This window comes from Paenibacillus sp. 79R4 (genome assembly GCF_013393165.1).
Classification (GTDB): Bacteria; Bacillota; Bacilli; order Paenibacillales; family Paenibacillaceae; genus Fontibacillus.
Genome location: NZ_QJOT01000004.1, coordinates 103,721 through 122,473, shown reverse-complemented (window position 1 = coordinate 122,473; position 18,753 = coordinate 103,721). Strand labels below are relative to the sequence as shown.

The 18,753-nt window shown below is 50.7% G+C and carries 18 protein-coding genes; 11 read left to right on the top strand and 7 right to left on the bottom strand.

All coding sequences use genetic code 11. The features are described 5' to 3' along the window. The first annotated feature begins 122 nt into the window (after positions 1-122). The 7 genes from DMN77_RS06425 to DMN77_RS06395 all read left to right on the top strand — a co-directional run bounded on the left by DMN77_RS06425 (position 123) and on the right by DMN77_RS06395 (position 6,015). Positions 123-896 carry an ABC transporter ATP-binding protein gene (locus tag DMN77_RS06425; RefSeq protein ID WP_068781691.1) on the top strand — a complete coding sequence of 258 codons (774 nt, stop codon included), beginning with the start codon at positions 123-125 and terminating at the stop codon, positions 894-896. Between the two features lie 4 nt (positions 897-900). Beyond that, positions 901-2,826 (top strand): ABC transporter permease, encoded by a 1,926-nt coding sequence (locus DMN77_RS06420; RefSeq protein WP_229521065.1) that lies wholly within the window; start codon positions 901-903, stop codon positions 2,824-2,826. A gap of 69 nt (positions 2,827-2,895) precedes the next feature. After that, positions 2,896-3,510, top strand: coding sequence for a DedA family protein (locus DMN77_RS06415; protein WP_179014071.1), 615 nt, complete (start codon positions 2,896-2,898; stop codon positions 3,508-3,510). A 51-nt stretch (positions 3,511-3,561) separates the two neighbouring features. Further along, positions 3,562-4,428, top strand: coding sequence for an undecaprenyl-diphosphate phosphatase (locus DMN77_RS06410; protein WP_068781688.1), 867 nt, complete (start codon positions 3,562-3,564; stop codon positions 4,426-4,428). Between the two features lie 231 nt (positions 4,429-4,659). Further along, a complete protein-coding gene (locus DMN77_RS06405; protein ID WP_068781687.1) occupies positions 4,660-5,073 on the top strand; it encodes a YciI family protein in 414 nt (137 codons plus the stop codon). A gap of 157 nt (positions 5,074-5,230) precedes the next feature. After that, entirely contained in the window at positions 5,231-5,635 is a 405-nt protein-coding gene (locus DMN77_RS06400; protein WP_179014069.1) for a VOC family protein, read from the top strand. Positions 5,636-5,676: 41 nt separating this feature from the next. Continuing rightward, entirely contained in the window at positions 5,677-6,015 is a 339-nt protein-coding gene (locus tag DMN77_RS06395; protein ID WP_179014067.1) for a DUF1801 domain-containing protein, read from the top strand. A gap of 42 nt (positions 6,016-6,057) precedes the next feature. On the opposite strand, the gene DMN77_RS06390 is transcribed toward DMN77_RS06395, so the two are convergent. Further along, the gene (locus DMN77_RS06390; protein WP_068781684.1) at positions 6,058-7,110 is read right to left on the bottom strand and encodes a PocR ligand-binding domain-containing protein; all 1,053 of its coding nucleotides are present in this window, start codon (positions 7,108-7,110) and stop codon (positions 6,058-6,060) included. Between the two features lie 202 nt (positions 7,111-7,312). Between DMN77_RS06390 and DMN77_RS06385 the strand changes: the two genes are divergently transcribed. Together DMN77_RS06385 and dhaK are read left to right on the top strand one after the other, a co-directional pair. Then, the gene (locus DMN77_RS06385; protein WP_179014065.1) at positions 7,313-8,449 is read left to right on the top strand and encodes a glycerol dehydrogenase; all 1,137 of its coding nucleotides are present in this window, start codon (positions 7,313-7,315) and stop codon (positions 8,447-8,449) included. Position 8,450: 1 nt separating this feature from the next. Continuing rightward, entirely contained in the window at positions 8,451-10,211 is a 1,761-nt protein-coding gene (gene dhaK / locus DMN77_RS06380; protein WP_069188391.1) for a dihydroxyacetone kinase subunit DhaK, read from the top strand. A gap of 210 nt (positions 10,212-10,421) precedes the next feature. Here dhaK and mtnB read toward each other — a convergent pair whose 3' ends face one another. The 4 genes from mtnB to proB form a co-directional block, all read right to left on the bottom strand. After that, the gene (mtnB, locus tag DMN77_RS06375; protein WP_068781820.1) at positions 10,422-11,069 is read right to left on the bottom strand and encodes a methylthioribulose 1-phosphate dehydratase; all 648 of its coding nucleotides are present in this window, start codon (positions 11,067-11,069) and stop codon (positions 10,422-10,424) included. A gap of 283 nt (positions 11,070-11,352) precedes the next feature. Further along, the gene (gene proC / locus DMN77_RS06370; protein ID WP_179014063.1) at positions 11,353-12,222 is read right to left on the bottom strand and encodes a pyrroline-5-carboxylate reductase; all 870 of its coding nucleotides are present in this window, start codon (positions 12,220-12,222) and stop codon (positions 11,353-11,355) included. A 457-nt stretch (positions 12,223-12,679) separates the two neighbouring features. Next, entirely contained in the window at positions 12,680-13,927 is a 1,248-nt protein-coding gene (locus tag DMN77_RS06365; RefSeq protein ID WP_179014061.1) for a glutamate-5-semialdehyde dehydrogenase, read from the bottom strand. Positions 13,928-13,960: 33 nt separating this feature from the next. After that, positions 13,961-15,067, bottom strand: coding sequence for a glutamate 5-kinase (gene proB / locus DMN77_RS06360; protein WP_068781680.1), 1,107 nt, complete (start codon positions 15,065-15,067; stop codon positions 13,961-13,963). Between the two features lie 415 nt (positions 15,068-15,482). Between proB and DMN77_RS06355 the strand changes: the two genes are divergently transcribed. After that, on the top strand, positions 15,483-15,707 hold the full coding sequence (locus DMN77_RS06355) for a hypothetical protein (protein WP_148466627.1): 225 nt from the start codon (positions 15,483-15,485) through the stop codon (positions 15,705-15,707). Positions 15,708-15,921: 214 nt separating this feature from the next. Here DMN77_RS06355 and DMN77_RS23780 read toward each other — a convergent pair whose 3' ends face one another. Beyond that, a complete protein-coding gene (locus DMN77_RS23780) occupies positions 15,922-16,827 on the bottom strand; it encodes a cupin domain-containing protein (RefSeq protein ID WP_256872270.1) in 906 nt (301 codons plus the stop codon). Between the two features lie 162 nt (positions 16,828-16,989). Here DMN77_RS23780 and DMN77_RS06345 point away from each other — a divergent pair, with 162 nt between their 5' ends. After that, positions 16,990-17,772, top strand: a complete 783-nt coding sequence (locus DMN77_RS06345; RefSeq protein WP_179014301.1) for a carbon-nitrogen family hydrolase — start codon at positions 16,990-16,992, stop codon at positions 17,770-17,772. Here the strand turns inward: DMN77_RS06345 and DMN77_RS06340 are convergent. Continuing rightward, complete coding sequence (locus DMN77_RS06340; protein ID WP_068781679.1) at positions 17,760-18,671, bottom strand: LysR family transcriptional regulator; 912 nt, start codon at positions 18,669-18,671, stop codon at positions 17,760-17,762. The two genes, DMN77_RS06345 and DMN77_RS06340, sit on opposite strands and share 13 nt — an antisense overlap. Positions 18,672-18,753 lie beyond the last annotated feature (82 nt).

The window sequence follows — 18,753 nt, the reverse complement described above, 5'->3', positions numbered from 1 at the left end:
TGTATCTCAGGGGGAGACGCCTCTAACCTTACAAACAAGTAAGGTAGTGTAAGATTAATCAATGGCAGCGATGATCTGCCCCTTAGTATACTCAAATCAGCGAAGGAAAAGGGGCGCAGTTCATGCCGGTTCTAGAAGTTAACGGGTTGTCCAAAATTTACGAAGGCAAAAAAATATCAACGAGAGCGCTGGATCATGTGTCCTTCAAAATCGAAGCGGGACAATTCGTTGGGATTATGGGGCCCTCCGGCAGCGGCAAGACGACGCTGTTGAATGTGATCGCTACGATTGATGAGCCGACAAGTGGAACGCTGACTCTGAACGGACAGGACCCGCAAAAGCTGAACAAGGATGAGACAGCTCTGTTCCGCCGACGTCAGCTCGGGTTCATATTTCAGCGCTTCAATCTTCTTGATACTTTGACGGTGGAAGAGAACATTGTGCTGCCGCTGACCTTGGAGGGACTGCCCATCCATGAGATGAAGAGCAGAGCCCAGTCGCTCGCCGCCAGGCTAGGAATCGAAGCGATTATGAAGCAGTATGCAGGTGAAATATCAGGTGGACAGATGCAGCGGACAGCCATCGCCCGCGCTCTGATTCACAAGCCTTCGTTGTTGCTCGCGGATGAGCCGACGGGCAATCTGGATTCCAGATCCTCGCGTGAAGTGATGGAAGCGTTCGAGCTTATTAACCGTGAGGATAAGACGACGATTCTGATGGTCACACATGACGCTATAGCCGCCAGTTATTGTCATCGCGTCCTGTTCATCAAGGATGGAAGAATTTACAACGAGCTTTATCGGGGGGATAACAGACAGGTTTTCTTTCAAAAGATTATTGACATGATGTCGCTGCTGGGAGGGGAATCTCATCACTTTCCGACAGTTCGCCTATAGCAATGTGCTGCGCAATAAGCGGATTTATGCCGCCTATTTCTTAAGCAGCTCCTTCTCGGTTCTGATCTTCTTTGTCTGCGCATTGTTCTTGTTCCATCCCGATCTTGCGAAGCAGCCGCTGTATACTCCGGCCAAGGTCGTGCTTGCGGAAGCGGTGTCGATTATGTATGTATTCTGCTTCCTGTTTGTGTTATATTCGGTCGGTTCTTTTCTCCGCTCACGAAGACATCAGTTTGGAACATTACTGCTATTGGGCATGACGGATAAGCAGCTCCGTAAGATGCTGTTCTATGAAAATATGCTGATCGGTGCGGGTGCGATTGTCGTTGGGATGATCGGCGGTTTGCTCACCGCCAAGCTATTCCTCATGGCAGGCTCCAATCTGTTAGGGATTGTCTCGCTTCCGTTCCACGTCTCGCTATATAGTCTATTGCTTACAATCGGGGCCTTTGCCTTGCTGTTTCTCGTCATTTCTCTATGTACGATGATGCTGCTTGGCTCTACCCGTCTCATCGATCTCTTCCAGTCGGATCGTCACCGGGGAGCACCGCCGCAAGCTTCCAAGCTTTTGTCGCTATTCGCTGCTCTATTGCTGATGGCAAGCTACTATCTGGCAGCTTCGGCTACGGCATCCACCGTATTAATTCGTATGGTGCCGGTTACGTGTATGACGATCGTGGGGACCTATTTCTTGTACACTCAGCTTAGCTTGTCATTGCTCGAATGGGCCAAGAGAACGATTGAATTTTATTGGAAAAAGACGAACCTGGTCACGATCTCGAATCTGTCTTATCGCTTGAAGGATAATTCGAGAATGTTCTTTCTCGTTACGATTGTCTCCACAGTTACCTTCTGTGCGATCGGCGTGTTTGCTTCGATCAACCGGCTGTCGGATGAATTCGAGGCGGATTATCCGGCGGATATCGCCTATGTAGCCAAGCCAGGAAGCAGGCTTGCCTCCGAGCATCTGGAGCAAATCCGCTCCGAGCTTCAAGCCAGGCAAGTGCCGTATCAGATGGGCGGTATGGACTTGATCTATGTCAAGGTGAAGAAATCCACGCTTGATTCCGGGCCGCGCACCATGGCCTTGGTCGGCTTCGCGGATTATGAAGCAGCGGTCAAGGCGGCCGGTCTTAAGGTAAATGAGCATCCGCCCGGAGCGCAGGAAGCGCTGATCCTGCTTAGCTCGCAGCGGGAGAGGCTGTTGCTGGAGGAGCGTAAGCCAGCGGAATATACGCTGGAGGAACGGGGAATCCGCTTGCGAGAGACGGGGATTACCGAGCATGTTGCCGTGCCGGAATATTTAACTCCCGAGCTTGGGAATAGTCGCGAGGGAACCTTCTCCGGTCTGGTTGTGAATGATTCGCTGCTGCAAAACCTCAAGCAGAGGGAACGAACGGAGCGATTTACAGGCTTTTATGCCGATCAGCAGGAGCAGACCGTAGGAATGGCTATGGAGCTGACCAAGCATGGCAAAATGGATTATGAAGCGGGTAAGCCCTATGCATTGACGGTAAGCGGAACCCTGTTCGAGGTGCAGAGGAGCTCGTATGGTGCGCTGTTGTTCTTCGCACTCCTCGTCGGGACCGTATTTTACATTGCCGCAGGCAGCGTATTGTACTTTCGTCTATACAGCGATTTGGATTACGACCGCAGGCAGTATGCTGCCCTGACGAAGCTTGGTTTAACCCACCAGGAGATGGAGAAGGTCGTGTCACAGCAGCTGGCCTTATTGTTTTTCGTTCCGATCGGGGTGGCGATGATCCACAGCCTGTTTGCATTTATTGCTCTGCAGAGTTATTTATATATGTCCATTGCCTGGGAAGCCGGGCTGATTCTGAGCAGCTTCTGTCTGGTACAGGTAGTCTATTTCCTGTTCATCCGGGCCCGTTATTTGCGCAATTTACAGAAAGCGATCAGAATTTACTAATTGAAATGAAGCCGGGGCAGAGAGAAGGGCCCGCTTCAAATTTAAAACATAGTTTTCTCGGAGGTATACATGGAAAATTGGATAACGAGCATTATGGAACAGTTCGGATACTTCGGCATCTTATTTCTGATCGCTCTTGAAAATGTGTTTCCGCCGATCCCTTCGGAAGTTATTTTAACGTTTGGCGGATTTATGACTACTTCTACAAGCATGACGGTAACAGGCGTAGTTATCGCCTCCACGTTAGGTTCGGTGCTGGGCGCCGTGATTTTGTATGGAATTGGCTATCTGCTTAATGTAGATAAGCTTGAAAGGATAATCGAAAAATACGGACGTTATCTAAGAGTAAAAAAGGAGGATATACGCAAGGCCGATTCCTGGTTCGATAAATACGGTTACTGGACCGTATTGTTCTGCAGGATGGTGCCGTTGATCCGCAGCCTGATCTCTATTCCGGCCGGGATGAACAAGATGAAATTCAGCTTGTTTCTGCTCTTTACGACCATCGGGACATTGGCCTGGAACGTAATTCTTGTCTGTCTAGGTGCAGCTGTCGGCGGCTCCTGGGAGAGTATCGTCGGGTTTATGGATGTCTATTCCCATATCGCCTATACAGTGATCGCTGTCGGTGTACTCGCCTTTGCCGTGCTGTTCTGGCGTAAGCGAAAAAAAGTGCAGTCCTAGAGCAACCTGCCACTCCATCAATCTATATAGCTTAGGAGCAAAAGAAAGCCAATGGATATCATTTCTCTTATCAAAGCATTTATTCTCGGCATTGTAGAGGGGCTGACGGAATTTGCCCCGGTCTCGTCTACAGGGCATATGATTATCGTCGACGATATGTGGCTGAAGACCGATCTGATCTTCACCTCCAAGTATGTCGCTAATACGTTCAAGGTAGTAATTCAACTCGGGTCCATTCTGGCCGTGCTCGTCGTGTTTAAAGATCGCTTCATCGATATGCTTGGGCTGTCACGGTTCAAAGCCGGGGGCCGGGGAGAGCGGAGGAGTGAGAGCATGCCCGGGCGGTACCAGGGCAGACGCTTGAAGCTGAGTCATGTCATCGTCGGTTTGATCCCGGCAGGGCTGCTTGGCGTGCTGCTGGAGAATTATATTGATGAATATCTGTTCTCTACCGGCACAGTATTGATCGGTCTGGTCGTTGGAGCAATTCTGATGATCGCGGCCGATCGCTTCCGCCCGAAACGTCCGGTGATCGAGACGGTGGATCAGATTACATACAAGCAGGCTCTCTCTATAGGTTTGTTCCAATGTCTCTCCATCTGGCCGGGCTTCTCGCGCTCCGGATCGACCATATCCGGCGGCGTGCTGCTTGGACTTAGCTATCGGGCGGCGGCGGACTTTACATTCATTATGGCGGTGCCGATCATGGCCGGTGCCAGTGCGCTCTCCTTAATTAAGAATTGGCAGTACTTTACCCCTGACGCTCTGCCCTTCTTCATCGTTGGATTTATCGCGGCCTTCCTGTTCGCCTTGCTGTCGATCCGTTTCTTCCTGAAGCTGATTAACCGGGTGAAGCTGGTTCCGTTTGCGGTGTATCGAATCGTACTGGCAGTCGTCATCTGGTTAGTATATTTCTAGCATAGTTCCAGGGAAGATTTCTGATGAAAAGATGATCTCTATCCCGTTCTTTGAACCCTCTGTCGGAAAATCCGGCAGGGGGTTCGTGCATTAGAAATAAACCTTTATATTAGGCAAGAGCCCTGAATTTAAAATAAAAATGCAGGTATTTATTTTCCGGGCAAAGAAATAGATAGAGTGGAACATGCGTCTAAGGATTTGAATGACATGTATACGGGAAGGAGGCTAATCATGCGATTTATGATGATTGTCAAGGCTACATCCGATTCCGAGGCGGGTGTGAAGCCCAGTCCAGAGCTTCTGGAAGCGATGCTCAGGTATAACGAGGAATTGGCAAAGGCTGGCGTTCTAGTGGCCGCAGACGGCCTGCAGCCAAGCTCGGGCGGAATCCGCATTTCCTATCCGGAGCCCGGAAGGAAGCCCCAAATAATAGACGGGCCGTTCACCGAATCCAAGGAGATTATTGCTGGCTACACCCTGATCGAGGTGAATTCACGGGAAGAGGCGATTAAATGGGCGCTGCGGATGCCGGACCCGCATGGTCAAGGGCAAGGAGAGATTGAGCTGCGGCAAATATTTGACCCGGAAGAGTTATCGTCGGACGCGGACACCCAAGCCAAGATCAGAGGGCACTTCGGAGGATGAACGTTGTTTAGAATGGAACAAGAAATTTTTTTTGGAAAATAGGATTGACTGTTGTCGATTTTGCGATTTCCCGTTCGTTGTTAAGATAGAAACGGCATCCAAGCGGTTGAAGCATGCCGGTTTCCATCTAATTTACGGGGAAAGGCAGGTCGTTGAAATGAATGCAAAATTAGTTCCTTATCTGATGTCGGAGGATGCAAGATCTCAGGCGGAGTTTTACAAAAAAGTGCTAAGCGGCGAGATTCTGGCCATCAAAACATATGGTGAGGTGCCGGGGACTCCCCAAGGGATCAAAGATAAAGTGATGCATATGGTTTTATCTTTGGCAGGCGGAAATACGTTATTCATGAGCGATATTTTTGAACCTGTGGAGGGCAGCCGCAACATAAGTCTGTCATTGACTTTCGAGCTTGAGGCGGAAGCAAGGCAGGCCTTTGCAGAGCTGGGGGAAGGCGGAGAAATCCGTTATCCGTTCGAGCTTCAGCCATGGGGAGCCTGTTATGGTGAAATCCTGGACCGGTTCGGTGTGACGTGGCAGTTTGCTACAACCATCCGAGCATAAAATTCGAAGAACGCTATTTTGTACCCAAAGGAGAAGAAGATATGAATCAAGAGGTCACGGATTTTATCAATGGAATTAAGGAGACTTGGCAAAGGGAAGCGGCGGTCAGCTTGCGTGAGTTGGTGTATCAGGTTATCCCGGATGCCCAGGAGCGTCTCCAATATAAGAAACCTCATTTCTTGAAGAATGGAAAATATGCCGCTGTAATTTCCACATCCAAGGATGCGGTCAGCTTTACGATTTTTAATCCGGCGGGGATTGAATTTCCCGAAGGAATATTCGATGGCCCGCCGGAACGAAAAACATTGAAGCTGCGCCAGGGGCAGACTTATGACCCGGAGCAGCTGGCGAATCTTGTGGCCGCGGCTACGAGTATATAAACCTCCGCATAAATAACCCTTCGATCATTTTATGACGGAGGGTTATTTTGCGGACAATTCCTTGTACATGCTGCGATACGCGGCAGGGGTGAGGCTCTCGAACTTCTTGAATGTCTTAATGAAATAGCCCGCATCGCAGAAGCCCAGGTCATCGCTCACTTGATTGACCGACAAATCGGTTGATTCAAGCAGCTGTCTGGCCCATTCAATCTTCAATCTGGCGATGAAAACCGAGAAATTCTCTCCAGTCTCCTTGGTGAAGATCCGGCTGAAGTAGCTGGGACTGAGATGACAGAGCTTGGCCATCTCCTTTAAGCCGAAGCTTTCCTGCTTATGCGCATAAATATAATCGAAGGCAGGCTGGAGTACGGCATTGGACGAGATGAATCGGTCGGCTCCGTTTTTTAGCTTCGTGTTGATTAACGCCCCCGACAACTCCTGCTGGATCGATTGAATTTTACGATAGGTACGGTCGGCTGGGTCCAGCACCTGGCTAGAGGCGGGAGCGGAAGCGTCCAAATTTGAGGTCAGCATTCCTTTGTACAAATCGACGGTGGTATGCTTCTGAATCGCTTCTTCCACGATATAAGTGCTTAATTGCAGCAGCAGGTCCACGCATTTCGTTACTTCATCATAGGATAAGACCGGCAAAGCCTTGTAATGCTCCTCCAGCGCTTGAAACTTGCGATGCGTCTCCGCATTGGGAGGTCGCGATACGACCTGTTCCAGCAGAGGCATATCCGGTTCGCGCAGCTTAAGCTGGCCGGCCATAATGGCACCAAGATATTGATTGTTGATAATGATTGGTATGGCGATATCGATAATATTGAAATGGCATAAATAGATGTAAGGTTTATTCTGCCGCACGGCTTCAAGCCCGCCGCGTGCATCGCATTTTTGACAATACTGCGAGAGGTGGGAGTCCTGACGTACCCCTTGGCAGAAGGGTTGACAGTAGCTGTGTCGGGTCACGGGAATCCCCTTATAATCGACCGTTAAAATGGCCATTTTCGTTACAAGCGAAAGAGCATCCTGCAGCTTCTCCCATTTCTCCAGATCTATGATTTCCTCTAAGTCAAATCGGGACTTGGACATGATCGTAGTCTCCTATCGAAGTAATAGAAACACTATAACAATTATAGCGAATAGTTCTACTGCAGAACAAGAAAATACAATTATATTGCCCAATGGCAAGAAAATACGATAAGAAAACGCTTTAAATCAAGCTCTTTGTTTCATGCTTCTCAAAATAGTGCATCCTATAATTAGTGTATAAATGATTTGAGGAGGATGTAAGATGAGAAGAGCGTTTATTAGTCCAACGAAATATGTGCAAGGGGAAAATGAACTGTTAAATCTGGGCTATTTTGTGAAGACCTTTGGTGATTCTGCGCTGTTAATAGCACATCCTGATGATGTGGCCCGCGTGAAGGATAAGCTTGAGGCAACTAAACATAAATTCAATATTACCTTTGTAGAAAGCGGATTCCATGGGGAATGCTCGCGTCAGGAAGTAGCAAGATTGCAGGCGTTGGCCAAGGAGCACAACTGTGCATGTACGGTGGGTCTTGGCGGCGGCAAGGCGATTGATACAGCGAAATGTGTAGCCGAAGGCGAAGCTCTGATCATCGTGCCTACGATTGCGGCTACCGATGCGCCTACAAGCCATTCCGCTGTTCTCTATACTCCAGAGGGAGAATTCGATGATTATGCGTATTTTAAGCAAAGTCCGAGCGTAGTCATGATCGATACGACAGTCATCGCCCAAGCGCCGACAAGATTTCTCGTCGCCGGGATGGGAGATGCGCTCTCAACTTATTTTGAGGCCAGAGCTACGGCCAATTCGTATTCCAATGTGAACGCCGGATTGCCGTGCGGGGTTCGCGAAGGCGTATGCGGTGATGCCAAAGGGACGATTACAGCGCTGGGACTCGCCAAGCTATGTTATGAGACCTTGCTGGAGAACGGACATAAAGCCAAGCTGGCCTGTGATCAGAACATTGTAACTCCGGCTTTGGAGAATATCGTCGAGACGAATATTCTGCTATCCGGATTAGGTTTTGAAAGCGGCGGGCTGGCTGCGATTCACGCCATTCATAACGGCCTAACAGCTCTGGAAGGAACGCATCATTATTATCATGGGGAGAAGGTAGCCTTCAGTACGATTGCCCAATTGGTACTAGAAAATGCCGATCGGGCCGAAATGAAAGAAGTGCTGGATTTCTCCCTCTCTATCGGTCTGCCGGTATGTCTGGCAGATATCGGTGTAGAGCATGTGAGCTATGAGGAATTGCTTGAGGTGGCCAAAAAAGCATGTATCGCTGAAGAGTCCATCCACTCGATGCCGTTCCCGATTTCCGAGGATGCGGTTGCGTCGGCGATTATGGCTGCGGACCATTTGGGACGCCAATATAAATTAACCAAGGAGATTTAAGATGAAAAAAATAATGAATAAGCCTGAAACCTTGGTTCGGGAAATGTGCAATGGGCTTGTCTTAGCGCATCCTGAGCTGGATTTCAACTACAAATTCAAGGTCATTTCCAAAAAGAAAAACAATCCTGATAAAGTGACGCTGATCAGTGGCGGCGGGAGCGGGCATGAGCCCGCTCATGCCGGATTTGTAGGCAGCGGAATGCTGGATGCGGCTGTATGCGGCGACGTATTCGCTTCTCCATCGCAAATCCAGGTATATCAGGCGATTAAGAATACGGCAGGCAGCAAAGGAACGCTGCTAATTATTAAGAACTATAGCGGCGATGTTATGAATTTTAAAAATGCAGCTCATCTTGCCAGCGAAGACGGCCTTGAGGTGGATTATGTCAAGGTGGACGATGATATCGCTGTTAAGGATAGTCTCTATACGGTAGGGAGAAGGGGCGTCGCCGGAACGATACTCGTTCATAAAGTTGCTGGAGCGGCAGCGGAGGCAGGCTTGTCATTGCCTGAAGTAAAGGAAGCGGCGCAGCATGCGATTGATAATGTGCGCAGTCTCGGCTTTGCTTTTACCTCCTGCACGGTTCCAGCCAAAGGTACACCTACCTTCCAAATCGAAGATCATGAGATGGAATACGGGGTGGGGATTCACGGTGAGCCGGGCATTCGCCGGGAAGAGCTGGTGTCTGCGGATGAATTGGCAAAGCGCATGATCGAATCGTTATTGGACAATCTGCAGCTGAGTGATTCGACGGAGCAGGAGGTTGCCGTATTAATTAACGGGTTTGGTGCCACGCCGCTTCAAGAGCTGTATCTGCTGAACAATTCGGTGATTCGGGAATTAACCGCGAAGAACAAGCGGGTGTTCAAGACGTTTGTCGGCAACTACATGACAAGCATCGATATGGCGGGTGCCTCCGTGACCCTAATGAAGCTCGATGATACGCTGAAGAAATGGTTGTCTGCCCCCTGCGACACGTTGGCGTTAGCCGTTAAAGCTCCGTTCGAGCCGGTAAATTATACCGAGGTCATTCGTGAGGAGAAAGCGGCAGACGAGGTATCGTATAAGAACGAGACCGACCCTGCGGCAGCGGTTATTCAGAAAGATCGGCTAACGTTGCAAAATATCGTCTACCTCGTCGATCAAATGAGTGAGGTCATTATCGAAAATGAAGTTCCGTTCTGTGAGCTCGACGCTCACGCAGGGGACGGCGACTTCGGAATGAGCGTGGCCAAAGGTTTCAAGCAGTTGAAAGTGGAATGGAAAGAGATTATCACTCATCATAAGCAGAATATCGGTGATTTTCTCGATGCCTGCTCGCTCGTTATTATGGAGCACTGCGGTGGTGCCTCTGGACCGATCTGGGGATCGGGCTTCCGGGCTGCCAGCAAGTATGCTCAGCAGAAGCAGGAGCTGTCCATCAGCGAGGTTGCTGAAATGATGCATGCCGTAGTCAAAGGAATCCAGGATACGGGGGAAAGATCCTTTGGCCGGGGAGCCGTCGTTGGCGACAAGACGCTTATCGATGCGCTGGCGCCGCTCGCTGACGAGTGGACGAAAAGCGCTGAGCAAGGCGATAACCTGAAGCAAGCGGCGGTTAAGGCGGCCGAGGCTGCGGTTCAAGGCGCGCAGCAGACAGCGGAAATCGTAGCGCGGATGGGCCGGGCCGGTGCGGTAGGCGAACGGAGCATCGGTTACCCGGATGCGGGGGCGTACGCGCTAGGCGTTATTTTCACGGAGCTGGCGAAGGCAATGAAGTAATACGAATTGTCCTTGAGAAGCTTCGCCTAGTTCCAATGAATACCTGTATAACAGCAAGAACAGCCCTCGCTGGGAGTCATCCAGCGAGGGCTGTTCTGTTAGCTATACAGATGGGACAAAGGGCAAGCCTCTTTGCCTATTTTCTTCGAAGTTATGTAAAGATGTATCTACAGTTGTGTACCGCTAAAAAAAAGAGGTGCTTGATAGCGATTATCGAAGCAGGGCGAGGCGTCGATATTCCAGCTCGATCATAAATTCAAAGGCTTCCAGGTGCCGTTTGGCTTCAAGAATGCTGCTGCCCCAGGCATAAATGCCATGATTTCGCAATACGAAACCGGGAATATCGGGATGGATCGCTCCGGGCACCAGCTTGGCGACGGAAGGAATATCTGCATAATTAGGCAGTACGGGAATTTCAATCGCTGCACGCTCTTCCCAGATTCCGAGCTCTTTGATCAGTTCGTTGCCGTGAACCGGAATAAATCCCTGATCTCCGTAAACTTCGCTAATCAAATTATTAAACACTGTATGTACATGAAAAATAGCGCTGCTGCCGGTCATTCGGTAGATTTTAGCGTGGATCAAGCTTTCCCTGCTTGGCTTAAGAGAGGTTGTCTCACAAGCATTGCCCCCAGCGTCAACGAACAGAAAATCCTCCGGTGTGTGCTGCATCGCTTTATCCTTGCCACGGGAAGTGATCGCAAAATAAAATTCGTCTGGCGCATACTTGCCGACACGAGCGGATAAATCGCCGCTTGTACCCGGGAACCAGCCCTTGGCAGCCAATAGTTCTTTCACTTCTTTAAGCTCGGCAAGCCTGGCTTGCTTCTCTTCCAAGGCAATTTGTGCAAAGGCCATCATGGACTAATGTCCCTCCTTAAAGTGCCATTCTCCTCTAACTCGCAGGATCCAATATAGGCCTGCACGCATAGCTGTCTGCGCGCCAAGGCCCTAGCTGATTTGAAGTGAATGCATAGTAGCCAGCGTTTATGTATTCCTGCTGGCCATAATACCCTGAAGCTGGCCCGATCCGCCAGGACAGCATCATCTAGCCGACTTCAGGGTTCGGCCATTCCTTAGCACAAGCCTGGAACTGGCTTGGCCTTGCAGATCCGGCAAGCTGCCAGTCATCCGGAGCAGCTTATTGCAATGTGTCCTTCACAGCTTGCCCCATCTCACGCGAGCGTTCCTCTGCTCTGCGGACGGCGGCTTTAACCGCTTCTGTAAAACCGCCCTCACGCAGAACATCCAATGCGGCCTGGGTCGAGCCATTTGGAGATGTAATATCTGCGCGCAATTTGGCCGGTTCCTCGCCGGTCTCGCGCATCATGACAGCCGCGCCGAGCACGGTCTGTATCGTTAATTCCCGCGCTTGCTCTGGCGACAGTCCGCCCTCAATCCCGGCAGCGATCATCGCTTCCATCATGAAGTAGACATAAGCCGGGCCGCTGCCTGAAACACCGGTCAGAATTTCCATCTTCTCTTCCGGAATGACCGAGACGGTTCCGACCGCTTCGAACATCGTCAGCACCTGCTGCTTCTGTTCTTCGCTGACTTCGTCAGAGAAGGCGATCCCAGTTGCCCCGTAACCAATGGAGCTTGAAGTGTTCGGCATCGTTCTGGCGATCGGGGCGGCGAAGCCAAGCAGCTGCTGAATCGTCTCGATGGATAAGCCGGCGATAACGGAGACGAGCAGCTGCTTCTCCGAGAGGTGAGGAGCGATCGCAGTAATCGCGTCTTTGGCGTCCTTCGGTTTCATCGCTAGCACGATGATTGAAGCTTCTTCCAACAGTTGGTTCTTTTGTTCCTCCTGATTGCTCGTGACCACTCCATATTGATTCGTCAGATAGGCCAGACGCTCCTGATTGCTGCGATTCAGCATCGATATCGAGGTAGGCTTGGCTACCTGCTTATGAATGAGTCCGCGGACGATCGCTTCAGCCATGGAACCTGCGCCATAAAAGCTGATCGTACCTGGCTTCAAAGAGTTTTTGTTTTCGTTAGTGACCATGGTATGACCTCCACTGTGGATTACTGGATTGATATTGTCTAAGTATGCCCGAAGTGGGGCTAAGTAAAGCGGAGGAGCAGCATCAGCGTAGCTTGGACTTGATTTCCGACCTCTAACGGAACAGACAGCCGCTATATTGCAAATTTCAGGCCTTTCGGAAAAGTAACGGAAATAGGTTCCGCTATTCGCTGTTCCAACAGATGATTTTAGTATTATTGTTTTGTAATAAGGTCCCCAATTTCCGTTAGATTTGTCTTAACTCGCTTTTCAGCAACCATAACGTACCGTATTTCCGTTACCTAGCAGATAGATCCATTTAGCCGCGCTGAGCCTGACAACTCCATATCATTGTTAAACGTTCTGTCCAGAAGAAGAGAGATTTCCTATTAATCATAGCTATGATTATCCGATGTCAATCTATGATTGAAATTGGACAACACGGCTGCAGCCCATGTCATTATCCACGGATTTGACCATTGCCGTGAATGATATATTTGGTTGATGTCAAGGCTGGAAACCCCATCGGACCTCTGGCATGCAGCTTCTGTGTGCTGATGCCGATCTCGGCGCCGAAGCCGAATTCGAAGCCATCCGTGAAACGAGTGGAGGCGTTATGATAGACAGCAGCCGCGTCTACTTCCTGCAGGAAGCGTTCGGCATGCTGCAGATCCTCGGTTACGATGCACTCGGAGTGCTTCGTGCTGAAGCGGGCGATATGGGCCAGCGCTTCATCCAGATCCTTGACGATCTTGACGTTAAGAATATAGTCGTTGTATTCAGTGGCATAATCCTCATCGGTTGCCGGTTTAGCCCAATCGACGAGAGCTCTTGTCTGTTCACAGCCTCTGAGCTCCACGTTTGCTTCGCTGAAGCGCTGCGCCAAAGCAGGCAGATGCGCAGCGGCGAAATTCTGATGAACGAGCATCGTCTCCATCGAGTTGCACACGGAAGGGCGCTGTACCTTGGCGTTGAGCGCAATTTCTGTCGCCATCGCTGCATCTGCGGTGGCATCCAGATAAGTGTGGCAGATGCCTGCGCCTGTCTCAATGACCGGAACGGTGGCGTTGTTGACAACGTTCTGGATAAGCGAGCTGCCGCCGCGAGGAATAACGACGTCAAGCAGGCCATTCAGCTTCAGCATCTCGTCCACCGAGGAACGGTTGGAATCCTCGATCAATTGCACCGCATCGCGCGGAATAGACGTCGAATCCAATGCTTCATGAATGATCTCGACGATCTTGCGGTTAGAGGCAATGGCCGCTGATCCGCCTCTGAGGACAACGGCGTTGCCCGTCTTCAGGCAGAGGCCGATGGCATCAACCGTCACGTTTGGCCGCGCTTCATAGATCATTCCGATGACGCCGAGGGGAACGCGGCGCTTCGCAATATGCAATTCATTTGGGCGTTCAAATGTCTCCAGCAATTCACCGATGGGGTCCGGAAGCGAGACAATTTGTCTCAATCCTTCTGCGATAGCTTCGATGCGCTGTTCATTCAGAGCAAGCCGATCGAGCAGAGATTCATTGGTTCCATTGTCGCGTCCGCGGTCAAGATCCTCCTGGTCGGCGGCAATGATCGCCTCGTTGTTCTCCACCAGCGCATTGGCGGCGGCAAGCAGCGCTTCGCTCTTCAGCGCGGTAGTCAGTCCGCTCAGGGCGGAGCAGGCCTTGCCTGCAAGTTGTGCTTTCTGTCTCACTTCACTCATTTGAAATACCTCCTCAGTATTTATATATGATGATCAAGCTTTCAATGAAATCCACTCGTCGCGATGTATAACCTCCAGACGATGGACGCTGTTCATCGTCTTCACCACCTCCGAGCTGGGCAAACCCATGATGTCCTGCATTTGATCAGCATCATAGTTCACAATGCCGCGCCCTAGAACCTCGCCGTCGGGGTTCACTACTTCCACGACATCCCCGGCCTGGAAATGTCCGGTCGATTCACGTACCCCGACTGGCAGAAGGCTGCGCCCTCCATGTATCAGCGCTTCCTCTGCGCCGGCATCGACCGTCAGTGTGCCGATCGGAATCGAGAGGAAGCCAAGCCATTGCTTCTTGCGCGGCAGCGCCGAGTCATTGGCTTCGAAGTAGGTTCCCTGTCCCTGCCCGTTTACAGTTTGCGCCAGTTGCCCCGGCTGATTGATCTTGCCGATGAAGACAGGAACCCCGCCGCGCGAGGCGATCTTGGCCGCATCGATCTTGGAGCGCATGCCGCCGGTTCCGACAGCTGTTCCGGCACCGCCAGCGATTTTATAAATGTCATCATCGATTTCCTGCACACGGTCAATACGCCGAGCTGACGGATCAATACGCGGATCCTTCGTATATAATCCGTTCATATCCGTCAGGATGATCAACTGATCGGCCTTAATCAAATTGGCGACCAGGGCGGATAACGTATCGTTATCACCGAATTTCAATTCATCGATAGAGACCGTATCGTTCTCATTGATAATGGGGAGGACGCCTCGGCCAAGCAGTTCCTCCAGCGTCATGCTGGCGTTGCCCATCCGCTTGCGGTTCTGAAAATCGGAGCGTGTCAGCAGAACTTGTGCGGCTGATACGCCGTGTACAGTCAGGGCCTCGCGATAGTTCTGCATCAGCAGCGCTTGGCCGACAGCTGCCGCGGCCTGCTTCTCATGCAGCAGCTTCGGCCGCTCGGCATATCCGATCTCGCGGAATCCCGCTGCGACCGCTCCGGAGGTGACGAGCAGAATCTGATAATTTTCAGCTTTCAGGGCAGCCAGCTCGGAGGAGAAGAAGTCGATTGCTTTCCGGTTTAATTCCCCTTCCGAAGAGGTTAATGAGCTGCTGCCTATTTTGACAACGATGCGTCTTAGCATGGAGTTCACTCCCAAAGATAAGTTAATATACAAAAAAACTTCCGCCTTTGCTTGCAAAGGACGAAAGTTTCACTTCCGCGGTACCACCTTAATTGATGATTGCTCATCCAACTTGATTACCCGGTAACAGGGGCGCTGTCCGCTCTTGACGAGCGGCCGCTCGGGGGTAGGTTTCGAAGAGTGCGAAGTGCAAATTCTTGCAGCCGAGGAATCTGCTCTCTATGGTTCGCATCGCTCTTGTACTTGGTCCCGTCAACACGTTTATATATTCTACGTATGTAGTCGGTCATTCTCCGGAGAATATCCGGGAGAGGTTTTCTTGTTAATGCTAGAATACCATGTGTCGCCGGGCTTGAAAAGAAGCGCTGGCCAAACTGTTCCTGAACACACTTAGATTTTACGGATGTGATATTCTTTGAAGGGTCTATTGACGATTGGAAAAATCAGGGTCATTAGTGCTGCAAGAAGGCGTGCGGAGAAAAGTCTGGGTACTGTTTGCGAAGCGTCCTCAGCTATAAGCGGTAAGGTGATGCCGCTCGACCGTCCGGGTGACGGCAGTCTGAGGGGAATCGCGGTGGATTCAACAGTGATTGCTGGCTGTGGGACTTGTAATCATGGTAGATATGTGTTGGCTGCTTGATCCGGTCACCCGAAGTCTTTAGAGGTAGAGCACAGACCGGGCTCCTCCTGGGATGCACCTGCAAGCCCTTTAGCCTCCGCCTCTACGTTGTAGTTAGCCTACTAGCTCTATACTTCACTAGAGAGCATTACTTTACTTGAACATAGAAAAAAGCTGCTCACTTGCAGCTATTTTCTATTTATGTCTGGAGTAGAGTATATGATCTTACTACCGTTTAGCGTGGGAATGACTGCATCGGGAGACCCGGATAAGTCGGGAATGGGGGCGGGGCTGCTTGCTGCGATTGTTGTCCTGCTTGCGGATTTCCATAGGCCGGATAACTGCTTGCCATTACTGTCCATTCAGGCCTAACTGATATCGGATAGGTCTGCATTTGCTGCGGCATAGTCTGGTATGGGGAGGGGAACCTGGGAGTGACGGGTTGAGAAAGTTCCGGAACGCCGTTAGCTTGGTTTGGCTGGCTCCACTGAGACCTGGCTCGTTCTGCGTGTTGTTGAGTTGAGCCTGGCACCTGCTGGAATTGTACCGTTTGTGTGGGCGGGGTGCTTCGTTTCTGATTGTTTGAAGAGCTTGAAGGGCCAGTAGGTTTACAATCTTTGGGCGGGCCAACAATGACGGTTGAAGTGATAGGAGCCAACGTCTCTTTGACCTCGGCTTCATTCAGACAGTACGTGTCGGCAAGCACATTGGCAGGAGTTAATCTGAGAATATCCGAACCAAAAATAACCTCAGGAATCGGTGCATCAAACACGGCTAACAGATGGGTGTTATCCCTCGTTGCAATTTCATAATGCCACCAGCCTTGCGGCACATTGGCAACCTGACCCGGTCTGATTGGAAAATGCAACAATTGGCTCGTGAAAGGATTGATTAGTGAGACGACAGCCGAGCCGGCAATACAATAGACTAATTCGGAAGCATTTTGATGATAATGGGGCTCTACCGTCCCGCCATTGCTAAGGAATATATCGAGCAGTGAGTTGTCCCCAAGCGTATTCAACTGATTGATTGACAGGACATTAATATAATTCTGATTGTCTTTTTTAAAGAACGGGTTGTTCTTCAAGTCATAAGTAAATTGGACATTAGGTGAGGTATAATCCATGTAGGAGATCGACATACGATGTTCTCTCCATCCTTCCGGTTGAGATTGATGGAGTATTCTATGCATTCGCCCAGAGAAGAGTGATTGGGCTTTATTTTGATAGAATCATGGATTGCTTTGTTGGCAGATTCCTTATATAAGGGGGATAAAAAAGTGGAGGCTAAGACCAAGTGGCAAATGGCTCTAATTCAAACGGACATCATGGCAGGGAAGCCGGATCGAAATCGGGAAATGTTGCAAAGTAAAATACAGCAGGCTGCGGAAGCCGCCTTAAAGCCCGATATGATCGTTCTGCCTGAAATGTGGAATACGGGGTATGCGCTTGAGCAAATGGAGGAGCTTGCCGACCCAGAGGGGCGGGAAAGCCGGCGCTGGATTTCAGAATTTGCACGCAAATTCAAGGTTCATATCGTTGCCGGGTCCATAGCTGAGAAGAGAGGAAATAAGGTATATAATACGATGCTGGTCTTCGATCGGACGGGCGAGGAAGTCGCGGCCTATTCCAAAATTCATTTGTTCGGGCTGATGCATGAAGACAAGTACCTGGCGGCAGGAGATCAGGCGGTTACCTTTGAATTGGACGGGATAAGAGCCGGGGCGGCGATCTGTTATGATATCCGCTTCCCCGAACTGGCTCGTACATTGTCGCTGAATGGGGCGCAGATTATGTTCGTGCCGGCCCAGTGGCCGCACCCACGACTGCAGCACTGGCGCACTTTGTTGACCGCGCGGGCGATCGAGAATCAAATGTATGTGATCGCCTGCAATACGACAGGGAGAAATGGCGATGACCATTTCTTCGGACATTCGGCGATCATTGATCCGTGGGGGGAGTGGATCGCCGAGGGCGGGGAGGCAGAGGGGATCATTACCGGCCATCTCGATTTAACCCTCGTCCAGCAGGTGCGAGAACGGATTCCCGTGTTCAAGGATCGTCGACCGTCGGCTTATGAATTGTAGCGTTCTGCCAGCGTTTGCTTAAATGTCTCGATGAAGGCCTCCGCGGCTTTTGATAAATAGCGTCCTTTACGATAGGCGATCACGAGTGTCCGGCTAGGTTGCGGGGCGGCCAACGGTAGATATACAGGAATCAGCTCACTGCGCCGGGCTCTCGCTATGAAGTGGGGGACGAGTGTAATTCCCATCCCGGCAGCCACTAAAGACTGGATGGTTTCTATATTATTGCTCTCAAATACGACGTTGGGTTCAAAGCCGGCTTGACGGCACAGATCTATCGTCATTTTTCGGAAGCCTTGTCCTTTCTTCAGGACGATGAAAGGCTCATCCTTCAACTCCGTCAATGGGATTCCATCGCGTTCTCCGGCCCTGCTTGCCAGCGGATGCTGGGGGGGGACCGCCAGTTCGACTGGCTCCTCGCCAATCGGCTCATAGGTTAGCGTCGGCTCCTGCAGCGGCAGAGAGAGCAGGCTCAGATCCGTACCGCCGCCAGCCGTCAGCTTCTCTAAATGGAGCGAAGTGTCTTCTCGCAGTACGATGTCAATATCCGGATAAGCGGCCTTGAACGCGGGCAGTACATACGGAAGCAGATGCGAGCCGGTAATCGGCATACTGCCGATGACAACGCGGCCGGCGCGAAGCTGGGAGATATCGTCCATTTCCTGGCGCAGCTCCTTCACGGCATCCATTATCTTTCGGGCATGCTCAATGAAGCTTTCTCCAGCATAGGTCAACTCCACCGTACTAGTATTGCGCTGAAACAATTTGACACCGAGCTCCTGCTCCAGTTTCGATAACTGCTGGCTTAGCGAAGGCTGGGCGATATGCAGCTTGTCGGCCGCCCGCGAGAAATTTTTCTCCTCAGCAATTTGTAGGGTATATTGCAATTGTCTTAGTTCCATCCGATATCTCTCCTGATTTATAGATTTAGCGTTGTGCGGATTTGCTGTCTTATTTGTTTTACCTATAACTATTATATGATAT